The sequence below is a fragment of the Nocardia araoensis NBRC 100135 genome (genome assembly GCF_000308435.1).
Classification (GTDB): Bacteria; Actinomycetota; Actinomycetes; order Mycobacteriales; family Mycobacteriaceae; genus Nocardia; species Nocardia araoensis.
In genome coordinates, this window is the sequence record NZ_BAFR01000107.1 from 1 (window position 1) to 23610 (window position 23610).

Annotated in this window: 21 protein-coding genes and 1 pseudogene; 10 read left to right on the forward strand and 12 right to left on the reverse strand. The window is 63.4% G+C overall.

Annotated elements, in window-relative coordinates; genetic code table 11:
- Positions 1–88 precede the first annotated feature (88 nt).
- A complete protein-coding gene (gene mdlC, locus ON21_RS13220; protein ID WP_039798151.1) occupies positions 89–1696 on the reverse strand; it encodes a benzoylformate decarboxylase in 1608 nt (535 codons plus the stop codon).
- 812 nt (positions 1697–2508) lie between these two features.
- On the opposite strand from mdlC, the gene ON21_RS13225 reads away from it, so the two are divergent.
- Complete coding sequence (locus tag ON21_RS13225; protein ID WP_051020754.1) at positions 2509–2976, forward strand: nuclear transport factor 2 family protein; 468 nt, start codon at positions 2509–2511, stop codon at positions 2974–2976.
- Between the two features lie 88 nt (positions 2977–3064).
- Here the strand turns inward: ON21_RS13225 and ON21_RS40030 are convergent, their stop codons facing one another.
- Positions 3065–3238: a nuclear transport factor 2 family protein gene (locus ON21_RS40030; protein WP_245562582.1), complete on the reverse strand. Its 174-nt coding sequence runs from the start codon at positions 3236–3238 to the stop codon at positions 3065–3067.
- Positions 3239–3247: 9 nt separating this feature from the next.
- Here ON21_RS40030 and ON21_RS40035 point away from each other — a divergent pair, with 9 nt between their 5' ends.
- Both ON21_RS40035 and ON21_RS13240 read left to right on the forward strand, forming a co-directional pair.
- Positions 3248–3595, forward strand: coding sequence for a hypothetical protein (locus tag ON21_RS40035; protein WP_245562583.1), 348 nt, complete (start codon positions 3248–3250; stop codon positions 3593–3595).
- The gene (locus ON21_RS13240; protein ID WP_039798153.1) at positions 3547–4206 is read left to right on the forward strand and encodes a hypothetical protein; all 660 of its coding nucleotides are present in this window, start codon (positions 3547–3549) and stop codon (positions 4204–4206) included. The genes ON21_RS40035 and ON21_RS13240 overlap by 49 nt, the downstream gene beginning before the upstream one ends.
- A gap of 434 nt (positions 4207–4640) precedes the next feature.
- Here ON21_RS13240 and ON21_RS13245 read toward each other — a convergent pair whose 3' ends face one another.
- From ON21_RS13245 to ON21_RS13275, 7 genes are all read right to left on the reverse strand, one after another.
- The gene (locus ON21_RS13245; protein ID WP_039798154.1) at positions 4641–4871 is read right to left on the reverse strand and encodes an ATP-binding protein; all 231 of its coding nucleotides are present in this window, start codon (positions 4869–4871) and stop codon (positions 4641–4643) included.
- Positions 4872–4978: 107 nt separating this feature from the next.
- Entirely contained in the window at positions 4979–5356 is a 378-nt protein-coding gene (locus ON21_RS13250) for an aldo/keto reductase (RefSeq protein WP_245562584.1), read from the reverse strand.
- 421 nt (positions 5357–5777) lie between these two features.
- Positions 5778–6083 (reverse strand): hypothetical protein, encoded by a 306-nt coding sequence (locus tag ON21_RS13255; RefSeq protein WP_039798155.1) that lies wholly within the window; start codon positions 6081–6083, stop codon positions 5778–5780.
- Positions 6080–7330 carry a polymorphic toxin type 37 domain-containing protein gene (locus ON21_RS13260; protein ID WP_039798156.1) on the reverse strand — a complete coding sequence of 417 codons (1251 nt, stop codon included), beginning with the start codon at positions 7328–7330 and terminating at the stop codon, positions 6080–6082. Before ON21_RS13260 ends, ON21_RS13255 begins: the two co-directional genes overlap by 4 nt.
- A gap of 1 nt (position 7331) precedes the next feature.
- Positions 7332–7631, reverse strand: a complete 300-nt coding sequence (locus tag ON21_RS13265) for a WXG100 family type VII secretion target (protein WP_039798157.1) — start codon at positions 7629–7631, stop codon at positions 7332–7334.
- Positions 7632–7635: 4 nt separating this feature from the next.
- The gene (locus ON21_RS13270; protein ID WP_086006411.1) at positions 7636–7950 is read right to left on the reverse strand and encodes a WXG100 family type VII secretion target; all 315 of its coding nucleotides are present in this window, start codon (positions 7948–7950) and stop codon (positions 7636–7638) included.
- Positions 7951–8237: 287 nt separating this feature from the next.
- Positions 8238–10154: a TerD family protein gene (locus tag ON21_RS13275; protein ID WP_086006412.1), complete on the reverse strand. Its 1917-nt coding sequence runs from the start codon at positions 10152–10154 to the stop codon at positions 8238–8240.
- 548 nt (positions 10155–10702) lie between these two features.
- Between ON21_RS13275 and ON21_RS13280 the strand changes: the two genes are divergently transcribed.
- The 3 genes from ON21_RS13280 (at position 10703) to ON21_RS40045 (ending at position 12221) form a co-directional block, all read left to right on the forward strand.
- Entirely contained in the window at positions 10703–11629 is a 927-nt protein-coding gene (locus tag ON21_RS13280; RefSeq protein ID WP_245562585.1) for a restriction endonuclease, read from the forward strand.
- Between the two features lie 13 nt (positions 11630–11642).
- Entirely contained in the window at positions 11643–11786 is a 144-nt protein-coding gene (locus tag ON21_RS40040; RefSeq protein WP_245562586.1) for a hypothetical protein, read from the forward strand.
- 72 nt (positions 11787–11858) lie between these two features.
- Complete coding sequence (locus ON21_RS40045; RefSeq protein WP_245562587.1) at positions 11859–12221, forward strand: hypothetical protein; 363 nt, start codon at positions 11859–11861, stop codon at positions 12219–12221.
- A 200-nt stretch (positions 12222–12421) separates the two neighbouring features.
- On the opposite strand, the pseudogene ON21_RS40985 reads toward ON21_RS40045, so the two are convergent.
- The 3 genes and pseudogenes from ON21_RS40985 to ON21_RS40990 form a co-directional block, all read right to left on the reverse strand.
- A pseudogene (locus tag ON21_RS40985) lies at positions 12422–13955 on the reverse strand (ISL3 family transposase).
- An 80-nt stretch (positions 13956–14035) separates the two neighbouring features.
- Positions 14036–14593 carry a transposase gene (locus ON21_RS36990; RefSeq protein ID WP_157170826.1) on the reverse strand — a complete coding sequence of 186 codons (558 nt, stop codon included), beginning with the start codon at positions 14591–14593 and terminating at the stop codon, positions 14036–14038.
- 531 nt (positions 14594–15124) lie between these two features.
- Positions 15125–15433 (reverse strand): IS3 family transposase, encoded by a 309-nt coding sequence (locus ON21_RS40990; RefSeq protein WP_157170836.1) that lies wholly within the window; start codon positions 15431–15433, stop codon positions 15125–15127.
- Between ON21_RS40990 and ON21_RS13305 the strand changes: the two genes are divergently transcribed.
- Genes ON21_RS13305 through pglX form a run of 4 tightly spaced genes read left to right on the forward strand, consistent with a single transcriptional unit; the run spans position 15344 to position 23610 of the window.
- Positions 15344–15976: a DUF1819 family protein gene (locus ON21_RS13305; protein WP_086006416.1), complete on the forward strand. Its 633-nt coding sequence runs from the start codon at positions 15344–15346 to the stop codon at positions 15974–15976. The genes ON21_RS40990 and ON21_RS13305 overlap by 90 nt on opposite strands.
- The gene (locus ON21_RS13310) at positions 15973–16581 is read left to right on the forward strand and encodes a DUF1788 domain-containing protein (protein ID WP_039798160.1); all 609 of its coding nucleotides are present in this window, start codon (positions 15973–15975) and stop codon (positions 16579–16581) included. Before ON21_RS13305 ends, ON21_RS13310 begins: the two co-directional genes overlap by 4 nt.
- Positions 16578–20099 (forward strand): BREX system P-loop protein BrxC, encoded by a 3522-nt coding sequence (gene brxC, locus ON21_RS13315; RefSeq protein WP_039798161.1) that lies wholly within the window; start codon positions 16578–16580, stop codon positions 20097–20099. Before ON21_RS13310 ends, brxC begins: the two co-directional genes overlap by 4 nt.
- Positions 20100–20115: 16 nt before the next feature.
- Positions 20116–23610, forward strand: a complete 3495-nt coding sequence (gene pglX / locus ON21_RS13320; RefSeq protein ID WP_039798162.1) for a BREX-1 system adenine-specific DNA-methyltransferase PglX — start codon at positions 20116–20118, stop codon at positions 23608–23610.

The following is a 23610-nucleotide window of genomic DNA, read 5'->3' on the forward strand; positions in this document are numbered from 1 at the left end:
ATTCCTTCCGTGCGGAGTGATCCTTCGAACGTTCTACATCTCACCGGAACGCTTCCGCGAACGAGTGGTGCAGGTGTAGACGAGCATGTCAAAGCGTGGCCTTCTCCGGTTGGGTGGTCACCACGATCACTGTGGTGGTGCCGGCTTCCAGTGCGAGCTGGACTTCCTTTTCGAGGTCTCCGGTGGAGGTGACGTCGACGGCGTGGCAGCCCAGTCCCCGTGACACCGAGGCGATGTCCAGGCCGGGTAGGTCGAGCCCGGGCACACCTGGTGTCTGTTCCAGGTCGGCGAAGGATTTGAGGATCGAGTACTCGTGATTACGCATCACGACATACACGATCGGCAGGTTGTGCTGTGCCGCGGTCCACAGCCCCTGGACCGAGTACTGGAACGACCCGTCCCCGATCAAACCGATGACCGGACGACTCACACCACGGTTTCGGTCGCCGAACGCGACGCCGACGGCGGCAGGCACAGCCCAGCCGATTCCCCCACTGGCGGTGGCGAAGAACGAGTCGGGTTCGATGGTGGGCAGCCACTCGGCGTGTTGGGCCATCGTCGAGGTGGACTCGTTGACGTAGACGGCGTGCTCCGGACGGACCATGCTCAGCGCCGCGTACACCTCGGCCGGCGTCAGCGGACTGCTCGGGTTTTCCGGCAACTCCCTGGGACGTGGCAAGGGCTTGGGCTGCGTACGGCCGCTGCCGTCACCGACCAACTCGGTGAGGAGTTCGATCGACAGCCGGGCATCGCCGAGGAGGCTGTTCCCGGTCCGGGCGGCTGCGGCGACCGCTGGGTCGTCGGTGATCTGCAGCAGTTCCGTCCCAGCGGGGAGGATGTCGCCGGGCACGTAGGGGTAGTAGCGGAAGACCTCGGCCCCGATGACCACCACGAGATCGTGTCCGGCCAGCCGCTTGCCGACCGCCTTGACCGACATGCCGACCGAAACCTGGTACAGGGGTGGTCCTCGGGGAACGAGGCGGTCCGGCAGTGGCAGGCTGTAGACCGCGGCCCGTAATTTCTCGGCCAGCGCGATGCCGGCCTGCCATCCTCGAGCGCGGTCGACGTCGGGCCCAAGAATCAGGGCCGGCCGCTGACTGCCGCTGATGCGCGCGGCGAAGCGCCGCAGCCGCTCGGGATCAGGCGCGTAGACCGTGCTGACATCGCGCACGACCGCTGGCCCTTCCAGCGGTTGGTTCCAGTCGTCGAGCGGAATGGACAGAAACACCGGTCCCGCGGGCGGTTGCACCGCCATCGCGTAGGCGCGCATGAACGCCTCGGGGACGGCCTCGGCGCGCGCGGGCTCGTAGGACCACTTCACCCACGGCCTCGGCATGTTCGCGGCGTCGCGGTTGGCCAGGTAGGGCTCGCCGATCAGCAGTTCGCGGTGTTGCTGGCCGACGGTGACGATCAGTGGGGTGTGCCCGTGGTAGGCCGCGACCAGGTTGCCGAGGCAATTGCCGAGACCCGCGGAGGAGTGCAGGTTCACCAGTGCCGGACGCCGGGTGGTCTGGGCGAAGGCATCGGCCATGGCGATAACGGATGCTTCTTGCAGACCCAGCACATAGGTGAAGTCGTCCGGGAAGTTCTTGAGGAAGGTCTCCTCGGTGGATCCTGGATTACCGAAGATGGTCGTTAGATCCAGCGACCTCAACAATTCGTATGTCACGCTGTGCACGGTCGATTTCTCGGTCATAGAACTCGACAGCTCCCTTCGCCAGCAGGCGCCAGCAAGCCGAGCGAGCTGTCATCGTGTGCGCACAGGAATTCGGCCTATCGCCATTTCTCCAGCCGAAGGCCACACAATCCACAGCAGGCTGCTGGCGGCGGGTAGTAAGCGCAATGACGAAGGAGACACTACTCATCGCGCTGCAACACCGCGCGCACTTCCACCGAATCGGTCGAGCACTAACGATCCGTCCGCCACACCAGCCGTCAACTGCGGCTTCTCTCGTCACGGCGGGTCTTCCGGAACCCCTTCGAACTCGAAAACGAACGCCACCCGCGCCGTCAGTCCTACCAGAGGGGCGCACAGGCGGTGGCCGCGTCGACCAGGTCCGCCTTGGTGGCGGTGTCGTCGGCGAGCCATGCCGTGATCGCGCCGGCAAACCGTGAGCAACGAACTTCGCCATCAGGTGCCGGTTGGTTGACAGAAGGCTGGGATGGTCGCAGTGGGCGATATGAGCCATCGCATACTCGGTGAAGTTGCTGTACCAGAGCCTCGTACACGATACGATCGGCGGGATCACCGAGTGCTCGCCGATAGATCGCCTCGAACGCAGCACGTGCTCGATGACTTCGTCGGTGGCCATCCGCGTCAACTCGGCGGCCGAATACCGGTCTTCGGAGCGCTGGGCCGCCTCGAGCCGATGTCCGCGCTCGAGATCTGCGTACAGCACCCGGACGAGCAGTTCGGTGGGGCCGTCGCAATGGTTGTAGACCGTGGCCCGAGTAATGCCCGCTCGTACATCTGTCAAATAGTGCTTCGCCAGGCAGGAAGGGAACCTCATGGGCGTGCATCCCACGATCTCGACGCAGGAAGCGGCGGACCGCCTCGCCATCGGCGAACTGATCGACGCCTACGCCCACTGCGCCGACCGCCGTGACTCCAAAGGACAGTTGGCCCTGTTCACCCCTGACACCCACTTCGTGGTGTATATGGACGCCACATCCTCCGAACCGGCGCAGGACCTGCGTGGACGCGACGCCATCGTCCCGGTATTCGACAACCTGAACACCTATGCGACGACCACGCACTTCAACGGACAGAGCACGATCGAGCTGGACGGTGATCGCGCCACCGGAGAAAGCTACTGCCTGGCGCACCACATCTCGTTCGACGAAGCGGGCCAACGCAGCCTCATGATCGCCTCCATCCGTTACCTCGACCAGTTCGTAAAGCAAGCAGACGAGTGGCTCTTCGCGGAACGCCGACTCATGGTCGACTGGACCGAAACGCGTCCGTCCACACCGTGAGCCAGCCCTCGCCGTCGCCCTCGTCGGATTCGGAGCCCGATGGACCTATCTGACTTCGTGCGTCACAGCGGGGCCGGAGCTCGCCTCGTCAGTTAGGCTCTGTCGGCCATCCGAGGGCTCGGAAGACGGCGACGGGGTCGAGATAGTCGCGCCAGTGCGTCACCTGGCGGTCCTTGATGGTGATGGCGGAGACGAAGTGGTTGTCGTAGGCGTGTCCGGTGTGGACGGTCAGCCCGTGCACGGCGTACTCCAGCACGACCATTGACTTATCGTGGTCGTGATGGACTGCCAGCTCGTCCGCGCTGGTCAGGGCTATCGCGTCGCCGTACCCGCGGTAGAGGTCGGCGACCGCGCGGCGTCCCTCGACTCGGCGTGGTTAGCCGGGGACGGAGACCACGTATTCGACAACGACGTCCTCTGCCAGGAGGTCGAAGAAGTGCTCCCCATCGACCAGGCCCGCGAGGCCCTGCTGGATGATCCGGAAGAACGGGTCGAGGGCCGCGAAATCCTCGGGGTGGTGCTCGCCTGGTGGCCGGTGACTTTCTCGATGTCGTCATTGGGTGTGGAGCCGTGGCCGGTGCGGATGGTGGCGGTCAGCCACCGCAGCATCACCGCGTAGTCGGCGGGCACGATCCCGGCGGCGACGGCACCGCCGATCCAGGCCTCGGGGTCGAGGTCCTGGTGCGTGACCGACTGTCCGGTCACGGCGGTGATGATGTCGGCGACTTCGCCGACCGTGAGGGCCTGCGGGCCGGTGGGCGCGTACCGGGCCCCGCATGGACCTCGGGGGCGAGTAGCGTCTCGGCCACGACCGCAGCGATGTCGGCCGCGTCCACGAAACTGGCCACCCCCGGGTTTCGCGCCGCGGCGAGCTCTGCGGTCGACATCGGCGAGGTAGTACGACGCCAACGCCTGATGGACTGGCCGCGCCGCACGGTCAGGGATGGAATCGGCTATCGCGTTCCGGACCAGATCATGGCGACAGACCAGGGTCTCGCCGGCCACGCTGAGCAATCCGGATTCGAGGGCATCGCTTATCAACCGTTCATAGTCGACACTCCCGGGGAGCAGCGCCGCGATCTCGCCCACCCGCAGCGGTTTGTCGGCGATGGCCAGCAGGCGCACTACGTCTCGAGCCGCCTCATCCGTTTGGGCGATTCGACCGGCGACGGCGGCGGCGAATTCAGCGGGGACGGAGTCGGATTCCCCACGGGCTACACGGTCGATTAGCCGACACGCCAGTCCAGGGTTGCCACCGGTCGCTTCGAGGTATCGAATCAGGCTTCCCCCGGGTTCATGCCCGAGACGGTCGGCAGCCAGCGCGATCAGGTCGGGGGTGGTAAGCACCGACAGACGCAGCTGCTCGACCCGGATGGAATCGGGCCCGACGAGATCGTCCAGGACTGCGTCGTCGCGACCCGCAAGCACCCAGACGATCGGTATCGAAGCGGTACGGGGGATCAGCGCGCGCAACAGGAATCGACTTGTGGCGTCGGCATTGTGAAGATCGTCCACCGATATGAGCAGCGGTCCGCTCTCGGTAGCTTGCTCCAGGTGATCGGCGATGTGATCAGCCGCCAGCAGCGGCTCCTGCGCCGCACGGATCAGCTGCGCGTACGCCGACCGGCTGATCAGCGGATCTCGTCCGGTCCGGAGCATCGCGATCAGGGAGCTCCCGGCGAAACCTGCTGTATTTCGTCGCATCGCCCGTCGATGACTCGCAGACCGGTGCGTGCGGCTTGGCGGCAGATCTCCGCTGTCAGCGCGGTCTTGCCGATCCCGGCCGGCCCGCCGATCGTCACCACTGCGCCCAGCTCGTGCCGACGGGCACTGCGGACGACAGCAAGTGCGCGGGTCATCAGTTCGGTCCGTCCCCACAACGATCCCGGTCGCATCGCGCCTCCTCCGGTTCGACCGTCGCTGAACGGAGCCCGACCGGTGTCGGCCGGTCATGTACGACGTCAACACCTGCTATACCAATATTGCAGATTCGATCACCGCTCTAAGCCTTTCCATCGAGTCGCGCGACCTCGTCGCCGGTGGGGTGGATCGCCGCCGCAGCGACGTTCTCGCGTAGGTGGGCTTGCGATGACGTGCCGGGGATCGGCAGCACCACCGGCGAAGCCGCCAGCAGCCAGGCCAACGCCACCTGCGACGGCGATACACCGCGGTCGCGGGCAATCGCACCCGCAGCGCTGTCACCGCCGGTGAGGTTTCCGGTGGCCAGCGGGAACCACGGGATGAAGCCGATCTCGTGCTTTTCGGCGTATTCGAGGACATCCTGTGAGCGCCGCTCGCTGAGGTTGTACAGGTTCTGCACACTGGCGATCTCGACAATCCGCGCCGCGGCCGCGAGCTGGGCGACCGATACTTCGCTCAACCCGACCAGCCACATAAACGCGTGATGCGGGGCCGCATCTCAAGGGAGGGTCTCGACCGATATCCGGAGAGCTGGAAAGACATCCGCGATATGACTACCCATGATCCGCCGGTCCACGCGCCGCTTCTTTGGCTTTTCTCAGTTGAACCCGAATTGAACCCCCACAGGGCCTCTACCTGCGGTTCTGCACTAATGCGACTCAAAGCCATTCGCACCCTTCCTGCATAAGCGCAGGTAGAGCGGGCGACGTAACGCAATGTCTGTGTCCGGAGGGGGAGTCGACCACTACCCACACGTGCTTCATCAACGACAGATCCTGCCCCTGGCGTGAGGGCTAGACGGCGGTGTCTTCCGTCGGAATGGTGGGCCGCCGACAACCGTCGGGCAAGAAGGTGGTCGGAACCGAAAACCGGATCGGCTGCTATTCGAAGACTTCCGCGTGCCACCAGCGATCGGGGTCGCTGAACCAGGGGCCGACCCGGTCCGCGTCGAGGACCCGTAATTCCTTCAGATTGATGTTGTACCTGCGGTAGAGCGCTACGAGCTCGCGCAACCCGTCTTCATCGACCGCATCGAGGTCTACGGTGAGGTACAAGGTGCGCACCCGTCCTTGGTAGGACTCGATGCAGGAGATCTTGTCGAGCCACCCGAAAAACGCCGCCTCGTCTTGCGGCGAGTAGTAGGTGACGCCGGTGGCCTCGATGACCACGGTGCCGGTGCTGTTCATCGCGCCTTCCCGCCTGGGTACACGTTCGTATAACCACCTTTCTTCTCTTGCACGTCCCAGTGCGGGCCGCCGTGCGCTGTCGAGCCTTGACCGGTTGGCACCCACACACGCCCATCCGCGTCGAGCCAGCCGGACCCCTTACCGTTCGGGTTGGGGACCCACTTGTCACCGTCTTTAGGTGGCACGAATCCTTCCGCCTCGCCCGGACGGCCCGGGGCCTTCGGCCCATTAGGGTCATACGCATTGGCTGGCGGCTTGTAGTTGGAATTGAACGTCGCGTCACCGGCGATGGACAGGATAGTCAGTCCAGTGATGGTGGCCAGCGCGGTCGTAGCCAGTGCTGCCGCGCTGAACTTGATTCCGCTCAACGCCGTGAAGAACGTTCCGATTACACGTGCGATGGCCGTCGCGGCGCTGTCGAGGGCGGGGCCTTCCACCGTTGCGGCTCTGGGATTGCGAATCCACACCACGGTTACAGCGATCACGACCGATGCGGCGACTAGCGTCGCCGCCACCTGGGTGTTGATGTCCGCACGGACGCCGACAAGCGCTGCGTGGTGGCTGGCAGTTGCACCGGCGAGATCGTCGGCCGCCAGCTTGATCTCGCCGGCGTTCTTCGACAATGTCCTGAGGTGGTCGGTCAGGTTCTGTATATCGGGTGCGTCGAACTTGGCCAACCCGTCGGCGACGGCGCGCAGCCGGGCTTCCGCTCCGAAGATCGTGTTGTCGCCAGCGAATGCTTTCCATGCTTTGGCGGCACGATCCAGTTTGTCGGTGTCGCCGTCGGGGATCTCACCGCCCGCAAGCTTGGCGATGACCTTCTCGTACAACTCGGGGAATTCGGACTCGAGACCACTACCGTTGTCTCTCGATGACGCCACACCGACGACAATCCCAGCGCCATAGGGCAGTTCGGACGGAATCGTTCGCGGACACGATGGGCCGACCCCCTTGTTCGGATCACGATTGGCCGCATAGTTGGCGCATTCCCAGTTGTAGCCGGACGCGATGAGGATATCGCCGAAATGCTGCAGGGCCCTGGCGAAGTTGGTTGCCGCGGTGGTGAAGGCGCCGGCGCGTTCGTCATAGCTGACGGACCACGCCTTCACAGCTTGGTAGCTTCCGGCCATACCGCCGGTTTCCAGAAGAGCTGTCTGCAACGGGTTATAGGCGGCCTGAAACTCCTTTGACAGCTTGTAACAAGCGTCCGCAGCGGTGTAGTACGACTGCGGTGCGACAACGGCCATGTCATCCCCCCGTCATTCGCCGGTTCACATCCAGCGCGTTCGCGTAGGAATCGCGGGCTGCCTGTGCCGCCTGCTCCATCTGCTCCAGTCCGTCGAGCAACTCACGCGCCGCGGCCATCCAGTCCTGATGCTCCTCGGCGTAAGCTGCTGCTGCTTCACCCGTCCATCGCCCGGCGTTCACCAGGTCCTGCACGCGGCTTTCCAATTGATCGAGATGGTCGGCGAAGAACTCCTTGAAGCCGCGGGCGCGGGCGGTCACCTGGTCGATGTGATCGAGGTCGAACTCGAACTGGGCGGACATGTCGTCAGTCCAACTGCAGAGAGCTGAACGACGACGCGTTCGCGTCGTCCCGGTTCTGAAACGCCGAGGAGGTGACACCGAGCTTCGCTGCCAGGTCGGTGAGTGCGTCCCACGCTTTCAGCGCGCCGTCCTGCATGTCGTCCCAACCGGCGCGGTACGCATCGGCGGCGCTGCCCTTCCAACTACCGAACAGCGCCTGAACTTCACGGTCCAACGACACCGAGCCCGACCTCAGCTGCTCGGCCACGTCATAGGCGAACCTGCCGACCGCCTTCACTTCCTCTGGCACCACATGCAGCGGTGTGTCACCTGTCGTCATGATCTCCCCCTCCGGCTACCGCGGACGCGTCGAGAGTATATCGATAGGTTCTGTAGTTTCTGCCAATGGCGCCGAGTCGGTCGGCGAGGTGAGCGTCAGCGCGCGGCAGGCGCGGTCGATCATCGAACGGGCGATGCGGATTGAGCTGGATGGGTAAATGGCCCGGCTCCGAACTCACCGGCTACCGGCCGCTTCGGGTCCGCGACACTTCTACCGATCTCCTCGCCTGTGGTCGGCTGTAGGTGGCGTCGTGACCGGCATGCTTGTCGCGGAGTGTTCCGCCGGATTCACTCGAGTTGTCGCCAACCTGTTGCCACCTGAATGTGCGTGCCGTGCTCGGTGATATCGGACCAATCGGCCAGGTCGCCGAGGGGCAGGTGGGACGAGGTGCGTCGGGTGACCGTGGTGTACCAGTCGCCCTCCGCGCGGCCGTACTTGTCGATATTGAGGGCGGCCAGGTAGTTCGAGCCGATCGTGAAGCGCACGACGGCAAGGTGTTCGCGGACTCGTGCGTCGCCGTGCTTTCCGACCGGCGCCCAGTCAGTCGCGATGTCGAACGTGCGGACTCGGGATGTCAGTTCCGGCCAGTCCATCACCTCGTCGATCGGACCGCCCATCGATGAGGTTGTCTCCCAGTGGCTTCCGCGGCGGACCGCGACGTAGGTGTAGTGCCCGCCTCTTGTGAAGCGGACGACCGCACCGTCCGGGGGCTCGAGCGGAATCGGTCTCGGCGGAGGCGGTGGTGTGGGCGGTAGCGGCGCGAGGTGGGCGAGCATGGCTGTCAGGTCGTAAGCACGGGGATCGCGCAACGCGGGGAGCAGGCGGGGGACAGTGACCGGTGGTCCGTCCAGGACGTCCGGACTCGCTTCGTTCGCCTTGATCGCGTCGATTCGCACCGTGGCAGCGACCGCCGATCCGGTGATCTCGCCCCAGCACGTGGTGAGCAGCCCCCGCGACTCCAGATGCCGGATCATCGGCAGGAAGCGCTGGCTCATCTGCGGAGTCAACTGCCCTATCCGGTCCCCGTCGATGCGTACTTCGACATGCGGTTTGGCTCGGCTGCCCTCCGCGGAATTCTCGTGCAAGGTGACGAAGAGCAGTCCGATTCCGCCCTCGGGTACGAATTTCAACAGCGCGTCGAAGTGTTCGTGCTCCTTGGTCACCTGGACGATTCCCGAACGAGGCAGCAAGGTATAGGCGACGTTCGGCGGATCGTTCACAGGGATCGCCAGGTCCGGGTCTTCGATCCCAATCAGCACATTCGCGTGAAGTTCTGGCCCGCCGTCCCAGTCGTCGTACTCGCGGACCCAGATCTTGCTCGATGTCGTGGGAAGGAACCCCGATGCGATGATGCGGTTGAGGACCGCCGCCCAGTTCCGTGCGTCGTCGGCCTGAAGGTATCCGATGGTCCGGCCGCCGGTCCGAACGGACACCGCCCACGCCCCTCGGGGGCTGTCCGGTTCGGGGATCAGCTGAACCTCAGGGGAGAGGCGACCGTCGTGGTCGGTAAGCTCCGGCGGATACAAGCTGCGGAGCGCCGGCAGGAACTCCTTTTCTATAGTCAACTCGTAGCTCTGCCAGCTCCGGTTCTGTCCCCACAGTCGATAAGCCGAGCCGACAGGGTGCTCGGGATGCGACTTCGGCGTTCCCTTCGGGACGGCTTCCGAGTCGGCATCGTCGTCGATCGACACACCGAAGTCTGTAGCCAGACCTGCCAATCCGGAGTCCCAGCCCTGCCCGACAGCACGGACCTTCCACGCGCCCGCGCGGCGGTAGATCTCGCCGAACAGGAACGCGGACTCGGTGGTGGCCTCGGAGGTGACGAACCGAGCCAGTGGCATGCCTGTGTCGTCGAGGATGGTCAACGACAGCTTGCCGAGTGCGCCGAAATTGCCGGAATCCATGCTGCCGACGAGCGCAATGGTGTGCACGTCTTCGGGTACCGCGGGCAACTCGATCTCGATCCGCGCCTGGTTGCCCGATCTCGCATCGGTGCCGTGGAACCGCACGGAGCCATCGACCGAGCGTGGCTGGTTGTAGAAGACGAAATCGGTATCGGATCTGACCTTCTGGTCGGCTCCGAGTAGCAGTGCGGAAGCGTCCACCTCGGCGGTGGAGTCGGCCCAGCCGATGATCACGTCGACACGGCGTGCGGCTGCGGGCAGGGTGAGGTTCTGTCCGCGCGAGAGCATCGGAGACGTCACGATGTGAAACCTTACAAACTCGCCGATTACATTGTCCCGGAATTGCCTCAGCGCCAAGAGGACGCCACGAGAAGCGACGTATCGGCTCGCCGATCGACTCGGCACCGTCGACGAAGAAGGCCCCGCGCCGCGGTCGGCACTGGCAGCCGACCGATCGAGATCTGTGGCAGATCACGGCATGGGTCCGGGAGGCACGGATTCAACCACGACCAGTCCGTCGGCTATGGGATAGGGGGCAGGTAACGCATCAGAACCACTTGATTCGTGTGCGGTGCCATGACGTGATCCATCCGCAGTTTGCCGCCTACTATCTGGATCCACTGGAGAGCGCAGGCCCTTCTCCGCTCGGCGAAGACAATGTCGGGACTGAACACGATCAGTGCAGCGCAGGTGGGGGCCTCAATTGTAGTGCTACCAACAGAAGTCTAGGGTCAGTTCGTGCAAACCCCGGAAAGCGTCGTGTCGATGGGTACGTGCCACCGCACCACCCTCGCTGAACTCGACTCCCTCTTCGCATCCCTCCAATTCCGCGCCTTCCGAGGCGAGCTGTGACCGCGCCGGTATCGGCGATGCCGGTGTGGTCGGGCTTTCTCACGCCGGTACTGGAAGTCCTTGCCGACGGCGATATCTGGCGTAAGCGCGACCTGCATACGGCGGTGGAGAACCATGTCGGGCTGACGGCCGAGCAGCGGGCCGAGGTGCTGCCGTCGGGGCAGGGGCGCGCTGACAACCGGATCGGGTGGGCGCTCAGCGGGCTGTACCGCGCGAAGCTCGTCGACAAGCCAGCCCGCGCTACCTTCGTCATCACCGATGCGGGCCGAGCACTGCTCGAAGCTCACCCCGCAGGGATCACCGAGAAGATCCTGAAAGCGCTACCCGAGTATCAGGACTACACACCGGTGCGGACAGGCTCCTCGAACGGCGACGCCGTAGCCGCCGCGCAGGTCGCCGACGAAGTAGTCGACCCACTCGAGCAGATCGAGCGTGGTGTCGAACGCCTCCATGCCGAGGTCGCCGCCGACCTGCTGGCACGGCTCCGCAGTCAGGATCCGGCGTTCCTCGAACATTCGGTACTCGACGTTCTCGTCGCCATGGGATACGGCGGCACCGAAGGCCGGGCCGCCCGGATCGGCGGGTCCGGTGACGGGGGAGTGGACGGCGTCATCGATCAGGACCCGCTCGGCCTCGAACGCATCTACGTGCAGGCCAAGCGCTACGCCGCGGAAAACACCGTCGGTCGGCCGGAGATCCAGGCATTCGTCGGCGCGTTGCACGGCGTCGGAGCCGCCCGCGGCGTCTTCATTACCACGAGCGCCTTCACGTCGGGTGCCCGCGAGTACGCGCAGAACATCGGCACCCGCATCATCCTCATCGACGGCAGGCGCCTCGCCGAGCTGATGATCCGCTACGGCGTCGGCGTCCAAACGCGTCAGACCTTCACGGTCGTCGAGGTCGACGAGGACTACTTCGAGTGACCCCAGGACTCCCATGAACACACTCCACCCCTCCGCCAGCGACGAGAACTTCGCCGAGTTACAGCAGGACCCGTTCTTCGATTCCGCCGTCGACCTCATCGCCGACTACCTCGCCGAGGCGTTCGACGACGCCGCCAGCGGGGAGGTCGACCAGTAGACACTGAGTGCGCTCCCCGCCACGAACAGGACCGCCGCGCGGCAGCGTCTGTTCACGTTGAACGTCGGGCCGATGGAAGTGCTGTATGTCGAGCAGTTCCTGGGAAGCAACGACATCGTGGACTACCGCATCGCGATGTACGTGTCGGAGTCCGCGCTCACCGCAGAGACCCTTCGCACCCTGGATCAGTTGGAAATTACCCTTCCACTGTTGCATTTTCAGCGCTCCGGACTGGCTTCTGCGGGCGGCGACGGGATCGTCGTCGACTGGTTCGTCTCCGACGAAGGCGCCGCCGAGCAGTTCTTCGGCCTACCCCTCGCCGCAGCGATCCGACGCCTCGCTGAACTCCTTGTAACCAAGGGGCGTGGACCGTACGCGCCGTATCACAATCGCGCCTTCGCCGCCGCCGTCCTCGGGCGCATCGGCGGCGCCTGAGGATCAGTATCTACTGATTCTCGTACGCCCATACCAATTTTCGAGCATACTTTCGAACGGCGGTATCGGCGGATCTGGTTGACGGGGCCTCGCAGACGAACTCCGCGGGCTGTCCCGACAGGGCGAACCTGTCGGCCCCTTAATATTCGCAGAGGGAGTGTCGGATAGACGGCTCTGGCTCACTTCCGGTGGTGACCCAGCTATGCCAGCAAGATCCGGTGTCGGAGTAGTTCGAAGCTGGCCCGGCCATATATTTGTCGCTTGATCAGCTTTGTCTTCGTGTTCACGCCCTCGATCGGGCCGTTGCTGTAGGCCACGGTCAGGCCGGCGACCGCCGCGTCGTGGTCCTGGTCGAGGCCGCGCAGGAACGGGTCGAGTTCGGTCAGCCCGGCCTCGCGGACCTGTTTCATCCAGCCATCCAGGTCGCTGCCGCGGCGTTCGGCCAGGATCGAGGCGAACTCACCGAGGAGCCGGACCAGGTCCGTCATCTCGGGGCAGGCGGAGACAAGTTCGTCCAGGTGAGTCCGGCGCCCGGCGGGTAGATCGTGGGGCCGACTCATGATCCAGGAGGTGAGCCGCCTCGGCGAGGGGCTGATCCGGTCGTTTTCGGCGCGGCCTTGGTTGAGATATTTGTGCAGCAGGTTCAGGCCGCCGGTATAGCCGAGGGCTTTGATCTCGTGGAACAGATGCAGCACCGCGACGCCGGGCTCCTCGGTGCGGCGGTGGCGCAGGTGGTCGCGGTAGGGGTCGACCAGGCAGGCGCGGTATTGCGGTGGGCGGCGCAGCTGGTCCGGCTCACGAACGCGGGAATAACGCTTTACCGTGTTCAGCGACAATCCCAGACGTCGGGCGCAGTCCAACAGTCAGACACCCTGATCGAGCAGCTCATCCACCGCATGCCAGCGTTGCAATGTCGTCGTCTCACGGGTGAGCGTTTGCCGTTCAGGGCCGGACGCAGCCCAGCACCGGCCGTGCGCGGCGACGACCTCTCTCACCGATCGGGCCAAGCCGCGGCCACAGGTGCCAGCGGTCGCTGACCTGCAACGCGCCGGGCAGGGCCCGGCGGATGGCTTCGGCGTAGGTCGCCGATCCGTCACGAACGACGATGTCTACGCCGGGATGCTCGCGCAACCACGCTTCGAAGGTTTCGGACTTACGATCGCCCAGAACATCGACCCGTTCGTGGGTGACCGCATCGATCACCGCTGTGCCGTAGCGATTTCGACGCCGCAGCGCGAAGTCGTCCACGCTGACTACCCGAGGAGTCGGCCGGTGTGGGAGGGGGATCCGCAGCAGTACCCGAACTGCGGTGTGGCGGGACAACCGAACCGGCAAGGTAGCCAGGAGCCGGACCGGGGCTCGTCCGGCCAGTTCTCCCACGACTGCCCGCACCTGACCGGTCAGCCGGGTGGTGCGCCGCTGGTACCGTTCGAGCAGGCCGGGAACCTGCTCACGAAAGGTCCCCCAGCAGTGCGGCGTCGGGCAGACCAGCCGCCGAACCCGCACCCGCACCCGCACCCGCACCAGGCGGCCATCGACCGGCAGATCGGCGACGGTCCGACGGTGATAGCTGTGGAGCTTCGCCGACGCCGCGCCGCAGCGCGAGCACACCGCAGGGCCCGGCGCCGTCCTGGCCCGAACAACGACCCTCGAACCCTCATCGACAACGTCGTCGAGCACCAGCGCCGACAAACCCGAGAATGCAAGCCCGACAGCAATATTCACCACACCCACCAAGGCATCGTGCTCGTGCCGTCAGACCATCACGCTGAGCCACCGGAAGTGAGCCAGAGCCGTTTACCCGACAGTCCCGGTCAAGCTGCTGAGGCGAGCCATGCTCGGTATATGTTGGCGAATTGGTCGTCATAGGATTGGCCGCGTTCGAGGCGGGACAGAGTGCCGGGGCAGACGCCGAGGTGTCGTGCGGCGGCGGTGAGGGTGATGTTGCGGCTCTGCCGGGCCGGGCACAGTTCACCATAGTCGGGGATGCAGACGGTGCGGGTCAGCAGTCGATAGATCTCGCGAGCGATCGCGCGTTTGAGCAGTCGCAGAATTTCCGGTTTGGAGCGGCCAGCCTGACTCTGTCGTGCGGCATATGCTCTGGTTGGTTCGTGCCGGGACATGCGGCACAACGCAATACGATGCAGTGCATTGTTGGCAGCACGGTCACCGCCGCGCGAGAGCCGATGCCGCACAGTCTTTCCTGACGACGCTGGGACTGGTGCAGCACCGCACAATGCGGCAAACGAGCCCTCGCTCCTGAGCCGGGCCGGGTTGTCGCCCGCAGTGACCAGCAGCTGGGCAGCGGTGTCGGGACCGACGCCATAGGCCGACCGCAACGCCGGACACAGCACCGCGGTCAGCTCGTCCAATTCGGCGGTCAGCGAGGCGACCTGCTCGTCCAGGAAGGCGACTCGCTCGGCAAACCTCTGCAGCCGTGAGGGTCCCGGCCGTCAACGAGTCGGCCTGAGCTCCGGGACGGATTCGCGTCAGTGCTGCAATCAGCTGTTTGGTGGCGAGTCTGCGGAATCGGTCACGCACCGAATCCGGCGCGGTCACCAGCAGGGCCTTGATCTGGTTGATCGAAGCGGTGCGCGCCTTCACCGCCGAGCGGCGCGCACCCAGCAAGGCCCGCACGACACCGATCCGCTCAGCCTGCGGCTCGGACACCCCGTGGCCGGACAGCGCGGCCCCGGGCTGCCGAATACGCGTGCAGCGCATCGGACTTGCCGCGTCGACGCCGTGTCGCCTTGTCTTGCCCGCAGACCTCGACGACCGGAATTCCCTCCGCCGCCAGCGCTCTGGTGAATCCGGCACCATAGCTACTGGTTCCTTCCACGCCGACGACACGAACAACGCCGTGGCCGGTGTGAGGTTCCCCCGCTGATCCGGAGAGCGGATTGTCAGGTTCCGGCGGGAACCTGTTGATAGTAGCTGGCTTCGTACTCGTCCGGTGACCGCCAGTCGAGCTTCTTTTGGATGCGCTGGGTGTTGCACCAGCCGTCGATGTACGCAAACAATGCGTTCTCCGCGTCTTCTCTTGTGCGCCAGGCATTCCCGTATGCAAGCTCGGTCCTATAGCCTGATCTACTGCCCGAAAACAGGAAGGACGCCCTGTGGCCGTGACCGACCAGCCACGAGCACGCTATGCATTGTCGTTCACGAGTGGCGGCCTCTTGGTCCGTGAGGGCGAGGTGGTCGCCGAGGTATATCTGGGTTGCCGTTCCTGGGACGAGACTCGCACCCGGATCGTAGAGGGAAACCGGCTACAAGCACGCACGTCCTCATCGAGCACTCGTGTCACCCGCGAGACCGTTCAACGTCTGTCGGTGCTGAGCGACAGTGAACTCGAGCTGCTCATCGACGCAAGCCCCACCGAGCAGCGTCATCTCATGTGGGTTGCGGCCTGCCGTCGCTACGACTTCATCGGCGACTTCGCCGAAGAAGTTCTCCGCGAACGTTTCCTGCTGATGATCTTCACCTTGAGCACCGAGGACTTCGACCGTTTCCTGACCGGCAAGAGCCTGTGGCACCCGGAACTCGACGAGCTGAAATCTTCGACCAGTCAGAAGCTCCGCCAGACCCTGTTCCGGATGCTCCACGAGGCAGGACTGCGCACCACGAGTGGGGACATCGTCCCTGCGGTGCTCTCCGCGCGTGTCGCCGAGCTACTCGGCCGCCGGACCCCTAGTGACCTCCGGTTCTTCCCGACCATGACGCCGATCAGCGAGTTCGACCACGAGGTGCAGCTATGAGTCCCACCCAAAGGGACCTCGTCAGCGACGAGAAGCACGTCTACGACGTGCTGCGCAGTGAGCGGTTCCTGAAGATGGAAGGCCTGTCCAAGGAAGTCCCGTTCTTCATCTACCACTTCCCGCCGTCATGGGCACTCGACGTCGACGACATGCGTGACCGTGTGCAGACGAAGCTGCAAAGCGACGAGGGGCGCAGTGTCGTGGAAATCAATCTCTACGACCTTACCGTGGAGCTGTTGAAGGCCCGCGGTGTCTGGGAACGCGTCCTCGACCTCGAGCCAACGATGGACAAGTCGGAGTTCCGTGGGGTGTTGCAGGGCATGCTCGATCCGCATGACCACCTCGCACCCGCCATCCGGGCACGGCTCGATCAGCAGCCCAGCGACATGGTCTTCCTCACCGGCATCGGCGAGGTATTTCCCTTTATCCGCACCCACACGGTGCTGGAGAACCTGCAAAGCGTCGTGGTCGGGCGTCCGATGCTCGTCTGGTTCCCGGGCACCTATGAGTTCACTCAGACAGCCGGTCACCAGCTGCGCGCACTGAACCTCGGTGCCAGCGACAGCTATTACCGGGCCAAGGACATTCTGGAGCAAGAAGCATGAGCGTGCGCACGATCAACGAGATCTTCGCTAAGCGGATCGACCGAGCAATCGAGGGTGTCATCAAGGCCGATGACACCTCCCAGCTCGCCACCGAGGTGGAGGAGTATGTCCTCACGAACGAGGCCGCCAAGGGCGTAGAGCATGTGCTGGAGGCCTACACCAACTACACGAACGCCAACGGCGTGTGGATCTCCGGCTTCTTCGGCTCCGGTAAGTCACACCTGTTGAAGATGCTCGCCCACCTGCTCGGTGATACCGACGGCCACGAGTATCCACGGGACCGGGTCTCGGAACAATTCCGGGCCAAGGCCGATGACGCCTTCCTGCCTGCCCTGATCGCGAAGGCCGACCGGATCGCAGCCAAGAGTCTTCTGTTCAACATCGACCAGAAGGCCACGCTGATCTCGAAGGACCAGAACGACGCGTTGCTCAAGGTTTTCGTGAAGGTCTTCGACGAGTCCCGCGGCTACTACGGCAATCAAGGGCACATCGCCCGTTTCGAACGCGACCTGGACTCCCGTGGTCAGTACGCCGAGTTCAAGGCCGCCTTCGAGCGCATCGCAGGGATTCCGTGGTCGCAGGGCCGCGAACAGGCGGCACTGGAAACCGGGAACATCGACAAGGCATTCGCCGAGGTCAACGGCTCCGAGAGCCCGGGCATCATCCGCCAGTACAGCCAGACCTACAAGGTCTCGATCGAGGACTTCGCTGACGAGGTCGCTGCCTGGCTGGGTCGGCAGCCCGAGGGCTACCGACTGAACTTCTTCGTCGACGAGGTCGGCCAGTTCATCGGCACCAACACCCAGCTCATGCTGAACCTCCAGACCATCGCGGAGTCCCTTGCGACGAAGTGCAAGGGGCGCGCGTGGATCTTCGTCACCTCGCAGGAGGACATGGAGAAGGTCGGCGGAGACCGCACCAAGCAGCAGGCCAACGACTTTTCCAAGATCCAGGCCCGCTTCAAGAACCGGCTCAAGCTCACCAGTCAGGATGTCGAAGAAGTCATCCGGAAGCGACTACTCGCCAAGACCGCGTCCGCCACAGGTGAGATCGCGGCGATCTACAGCGCCGAGCACGCGAACTTCAAGACGCTTTTCAACTTCGTCGAGGGACGTCACTACCCGAACTACCGGGATGAGTCCCACTTCGTGGGCACTTACCCATTCGTGAGCTACCAGTTCCCGCTGTTCCAGTCCGCGATCGAAGGCATCAGCGACCACAACATCTTCGAAGGCCGCAACAGCTCCGTCGGTGAGCGCTCCATGCTCGGCGTTGTTCAGCAGGTCGCCACCGAACTGGCCGACAAACCCTTGGGGACGCTCGCTTCCTTCGACCAGATGTTCGAGGGCATCCGCGCCTCGTTGAAGTCCGCAAACCAGCGGGCCATCAACGACGCCGAGCGCAGCCCCTCGCTTCCTCCACTGGCCGTCCGGCTGCTGAAGGCCCTGTTCCTGGTCAAGTATGTGGACACCTTCAAAGCCACCGCCCGGAACCTCACCGTGCTCGTCTATGACCACTTCGGCACGGATCTCGGTCAGCTGGGCAAAGACGTCAACGCGGCCCTCAATGCACTGGAGGCGCAGACCTACATCCAGCGCAACGGCGACCTGTACGACTATCTGACCAATGAAGAGCAGAAGATCGAGCAGGAGATCAAGAATGTCGACATCGACAACTCCGAGGTCTCCGGAAAGCTCAACAAGCTGCTCGCCGAGTCCGTGGTCAAGCTGACCAAGAGCACCTACAAGAACGGGCAGAACTTCCCCTTCGGATACAAGCTCGACGGCACGCCGTATGGCAAGCAGTACGAGCTGTCGCTCCACTTCACCAGCCCTGAAAGCGAATTCAGCCTGGATCAGATCAAGGCCCACAGCGCCGGGCTGGACGAACTGCGCGTTGTTCTCCCGGCCGAGGCCAACCGTATCCTCGGCGACCTGCGCCTGCTGCTGAAGACGGAGAAGTACGTCAAGCGTGCCCAGGGGTCGAGCCGCACGGCGATCGAGCAGACGATCCTGCAAGCAAAGGGAACTCAAAACGCGGAACGGGAAAAGGAAATCGTCGAACGGTTGCGCACCGCGGTCGGCGACTCGACGCTGATCCACAACGCCGGCGTCCTGGACGTCAGCTCGTCCGGCGCACAGGTCCGGATCAACGAGGGGTTCCAGCGGGTCATTGCCGCGACGTACAAGAACCTCGGGATGCTCGCTGGCAAGACCTTCAACGAGCAGAGCCTGGGTGGATTCGTGAACCCCGCCGGTGACGGCTTGTTCCAGCAGACGGCGAGCATCCTGGAGGTTCCCGGCGGAGACGTGCTCGGTCACCTGGAGCTGCGCCGCAAGCGCCATGAGCAGGTCACCATGCGGCAGCTCATCGATCGGTACACGGCGAAGCCGTTCGGCTGGGATCAGTGGTCTGTCGCCGCGGTGGTCGCATACCTTGCCGGGCAGTCGAAGATCGAGATCCAACTGAACGGGAAGGTCCTGGCCCGTACCGAGATCACCGGTGCGCTGCGGAACACACAAAGCTACTCGGCCATAGTCGTCGCGCCGCAGCGGGTGTTCGATGCCAAGATCGTGAATGCGTTCCGCAAGTTCGTCGTGGAATTCACCGATGACGGAGGGGTCACCAAAGACCCGTTGGAACTCGCGCGGGCCGGCAAAGAACGCCTGGAAGCCAAACTCGCAGAACTGAAGACTCTGCGTACAGCTTCACCGTTCGCGTTCATCGATCAGCTGGACGAGCCGATCCAGATGCTCGCCGAGCTGTGTGAACACAAGGCGGACTGGTTCATCACCGACTTCAGTGACGCTGATGACCTGCTCGACGCGAAGGGCAACGTGATCGACCCGATCAAGGCCTTCCTGAACGGCAGCCAGTGCGGCATATTCGAAAAAGCCCTGGCCTTCATGCAGAACAACCAGTCCAACATCGCATACCTGGTCCCCGGCGCCACCGACGCCGTCGAATCCGCCCTGGAAGACCCACAGATATTCCGTGGCAACAAGACCCGGCAGCTCGGTGCCGCGGTGGAGGATCTGGAACAGCAGTTGCACAGATTGATCGACTCGGAACGTACCGCCGCCACCGACAAGATCAACGACTACTGGCTTCAAGTGCCGCAAAGCAGGGCATACGCCGACGCAACCGATACCGCCCAGCATTCGGTGACGAGCAAAACGCAGGCCGTGCTCGACCGGGTGCGGCAGGAGACACAGATCCCGGCCATCAGGAACCTCGCAGCCCACTTCGCCGACACGATCTACCCGGAGATCATCGACGAACTGGAAGCCGCCAAGCCCGCGCCTGAGCCGAACTCCGAGCCGAACCCCCAGCCCGGTACCGACCCAGCCCCAAAACCCGCTCCGGCGCCGACCAAGCAGACCGTGTCGATCAAGAAGCTGACGCTGCCCGGAAACGGGCAGGTCCTCGAAACCGCGGACGACGTCGACGCCTACCTCGACCGGCTCCGCGCGACACTGCTCGCCACAATCAACGACAACAAGCGCATCACGCTCTGAGGCGGAAGAGAAACACATGGATACCAAGCCCCTGGAGCGATTCGCCACCCGGGCCCGCCGAGAACTGCTTACCGCCGTCGAAGCTCAGGCTTCGGCGGTGCTCGGTGCTGGCTCGGTCGCGCGGAGCGAGCGCGGGAAAACGGTGCGGCGCCTCGAAAGGGAGATCGCCGAGCACGGTCGGAAGCACGTGATCGACAAAGTCGCATACACATGGTTCAACCGGCTCATCGCACTGCGCTACATGGATGCCCGCGGATACACGAGTGCCGGAATCGTCTCGCCGGCACACGGTCACGACCACGGACAGCCGGAGATCCTTGCCGACGCCAAGCGGGGACACCTCGACACCGACGTAGTCACCAACGACCGCATGGCCGATGCGATCCTGGGGCTGCTCGACGGAACCCGTCGCAGCACGGACGCCGAAGGGGAGGCCTACGCGCTGCTCTTGACCGAGTACTGCCGGTACTGGAATAATGCCATGCCCTTCATGTTCGAGCGTGAAGGCGATTACACCGAACTCCTCGTCCCGTCAGGGCTTCTCGCCGACGGTGGGATTCTGTCGCGTGCCCGCGAGGTGCTCACGGAGGACGTCTGCAAGGACGTCGAGGTGATCGGATGGCTCTACCAGTTCTACATCTCCGAGCGAAAAGACGAGGTCTTCGCCGGTTTCAAGAAGAACAAAAAGGCCGGCGCCGACGAGATCCCGGCGGCAACCCAGCTCTTCACGCCACACTGGATTGTTCGCTACCTGGTTGAGAACTCGCTCGGCAGGCTGTGGATGCTCAACAGGCCGACCTCGCGCCTCGTCGACCAGATGGATTATTACATAGCCCAGGTCGACGAAATAACCGACTTCCTCAAGATCAACGGCCCCGAGGAGCTGACGGTGATCGACCCGGCCTGCGGGTCGGGCCATATGCTCACCTACGCCTTCGACCTGCTCTACGCAATCTACGAAGAAGAAGGTTGCGCCCCCTCGGAAATCCCAAGCCTGATCCTCGCCCACAACCTCCATGGCACCGAGATCGATCCCCGCGCAGGATCACTGGCAGCCTTCGCGCTCACCATGAAGGCACGCGACAAGGATCGGCGCTTCTTCACTCGTTCGCAGGTGAAGCCTAAGATCTGCGTGACCGAACCGATCTCATTCGGACCCGATGAACTGGACTTCCTGGTGACCGCGGACTGCGACCGGCACGCGGAGGAGGCGTTCTGGAATCAGTTCCACAACGCCGACCGGCTCGGTGCACTGATACAGCCGGACGCCGACGAGGCCAATCGGGCAGCTGGCGTACTCGAAGATTTGAAGGAGCAGGAAGGGACGCTCCTTTTCGAGACGCTGGATCAGGCACGCAAAGTCGTCGTGCAGGCCGCGATCCTCAGTCGCGAGTACGCGATCGCGGTGGCAAACCCGCCCTACATGGGCGGCAAGAACATGGACACTCGGCTTGCCGAATTCGCCAACACCGAGTTCGAAGAATCGAAGGCTGACCTCTATGCCATGTTCATTCAGCGATGTCTGACTTTGACGGCAAAGCACGGCGCTACCGCCATGGTCACCATGCAGTCCTGGATGTTTAATTCGTCCTATGAGGCTCTGAGACAGAGGATTGTCCGCTCCAGCCCGCCAGTTTCTATGGTCCATCTCGGCGAACGAGCTTTCGATTCAATCGGCGGTGCAGTCGTTTCTACGACCGCCTTCGTGCTCGAACCTGGCCGGGAAACCATGCGCGCAGCAGATTTTGTGCGTGCGGTTGATGGGCAGAACGAAGCCGAAAAAAGGGCGGCCGTGCTCGAGGCGGCGAAGAGGACCGACTGTGAGTGGCGATTTACGAAATCCTCCGAAGATTTCGCCAAAGTACCTGGCTCACCGATCGCGTACTGGCTCTCCGATGCCGTGCAGGCAGCCTTCACGGCGGGACAACCATTGCGAATGAGCGCGGAACCGCGGAAGGGAATGGACACCGGCGACAACGCCAGGTTTCTGCGCTGTTGGTGGGAAGTGTCGCAACGAGCGACATCGTTGACCGAGTTTCGGAATGGCACCTGGAACCCTTACAACAAGGGTGGCGGATTTCGCAGGTGGTACGGCTACCGTGAGTTCTTGGTGGACTGGCGACATGGCGGGGCCGAGATGCGAACGCGCAGTGGAAGCCGCTACTTCGGACGGCCTGGTTGGACCTGGGGAACAGTGACATCCGGCGGGTTGTCGATACGGTTCACTCCTGAGGGTGCCGCATTCGATAATGGCGGTTGTACACTGTTTTCTGACCGAGATTTATCTGTTCCGGCCTTGATTCTAAATTCAACAACTGCGGACGCCATTCTCGCGGCAATTTCGCCTACGCTCAATTTCCAACCGATCAATATAGGGGCAGTCCCGATCGTGGACTCTGAGTCGATTAAGCTTGCCGCAAGTGAGTCGATTCAGAGCCTGGTTGATACCTCACGGAGCGATTGGGATGACTTCGAAACATCGTGGGATTTCGAACGCCCTTCGTGGTTGGATTCCACTCTCGCACGCGGTTGTCTTGCCAAGCGCTATGCGACATGGTCGCTGACCCAATCTCAGATTGCTCGCGAGCAACAGGTCCGAGAGATGGAGAACAACCGCGTTGTCGCTGAAGCGTACGGATTATCAGACGAGGTGCCGGTCGGCGTTCCGCTTCATCGCGTTTCATTGATTCGCAATGTTGAATTCCGGTACGGCCCTGGTAAGTCAGGCGCTGAGTACGAGGCTTTGGAACGTGCTGATTTCGTTAAAGAGTTGATTTCCTACGCTGTAGGTTGCGTATTCGGTCGCTACAGCCTCGACGAGCCGGGTCTGATCCTCGCCGACCAGGGCGCGACGCTTCAGGACTACCTCGCGAAGGTGCCGTCGCCCACGTTCCTGCCAGATGCCGACAATGTCATCCCGTTCGTCGACGACGGCTGGTTCGAGGATGACATCGTGGAGCATTTCCGCAAGTTCTTGCGTACGGCCTTCGGTCCGGAGAACTTCGCGGAGAACCTGCGTTTCGTGGAGGAATCTCTGGGCGTCAAGACGATTCGGGACTACTTCATCGCGAAGTCGAACCCAGCCGGTAAGAACGTCGCGAGATCGAAGTTCTACGAGGATCACGTGCAACGCTACAAGAAGCGCCCGATCTATTGGATGTTCTCCTCTCCCAAGGGATCCTTCAACGCGCTGGTCTACATGCACCGCTACACTCCGGCGACGGTGTCGACGGTCCTGAACGAGTACCTCCGTGAATACCGAGCAAAGCTCGAGGTCGCGCTCCAGCGCGCTGAGGAAGCCTCTGCCGGTGGCGCATCGGCGAAGGCACAGAAAGAAGCTGATCGCCTGCGCGCGATCCTCACCGAGCTGCGCGACTACGAGCATGACGTCCTCTACCCGTTGGACATCCAGCGAGTAGAGATCGACCTCGATGATGGTGTGAAAGTGAACTACCCGAGGTTCTACCCAGCTTTGAGGAAGATCACCGGTCTGGAGGCATCGGATGGGTGA

Excerpts from the sequence above, each read along its gene's own strand:
- pglX (WP_039798162.1), top strand. The coding sequence starts at position 20,116 with ATGGATACCAAGCCCCTGGAGCGATTCGCCACCCGGGCCCGCCGAGAA.
- ON21_RS40045 (WP_245562587.1), top strand. The coding sequence starts at position 11,859 with ATGGAAGTGCTGTATGTCGAGCAGTTCCTGGGAAGCAACGACATCGTG.
- brxC (WP_039798161.1), top strand. The coding sequence starts at position 16,578 with ATGAGCGTGCGCACGATCAACGAGATCTTCGCTAAGCGGATCGACCGA.
- mdlC (WP_039798151.1), bottom strand. The coding sequence starts at position 1,696 with ATGACCGAGAAATCGACCGTGCACAGCGTGACATACGAATTGTTGAGG.
- ON21_RS13225 (WP_051020754.1), top strand. The coding sequence starts at position 2,509 with ATGGGCGTGCATCCCACGATCTCGACGCAGGAAGCGGCGGACCGCCTC.
- ON21_RS13270 (WP_086006411.1), bottom strand. The coding sequence starts at position 7,950 with ATGACGACAGGTGACACACCGCTGCATGTGGTGCCAGAGGAAGTGAAG.
- ON21_RS13255 (WP_039798155.1), bottom strand. The coding sequence starts at position 6,083 with ATGAACAGCACCGGCACCGTGGTCATCGAGGCCACCGGCGTCACCTAC.
- ON21_RS40040 (WP_245562586.1), top strand. The coding sequence starts at position 11,643 with ATGAACACACTCCACCCCTCCGCCAGCGACGAGAACTTCGCCGAGTTA.
- ON21_RS13310 (WP_039798160.1), top strand. The coding sequence starts at position 15,973 with ATGAGTCCCACCCAAAGGGACCTCGTCAGCGACGAGAAGCACGTCTAC.
- ON21_RS13265 (WP_039798157.1), bottom strand. The coding sequence starts at position 7,631 with ATGTCCGCCCAGTTCGAGTTCGACCTCGATCACATCGACCAGGTGACC.
- ON21_RS13260 (WP_039798156.1), bottom strand. The coding sequence starts at position 7,330 with ATGGCCGTTGTCGCACCGCAGTCGTACTACACCGCTGCGGACGCTTGT.
- ON21_RS13245 (WP_039798154.1), bottom strand. The coding sequence starts at position 4,871 with ATGCGACCGGGATCGTTGTGGGGACGGACCGAACTGATGACCCGCGCA.
- ON21_RS40030 (WP_245562582.1), bottom strand. The coding sequence starts at position 3,238 with ATGGTCGTGCTGGAGTACGCCGTGCACGGGCTGACCGTCCACACCGGA.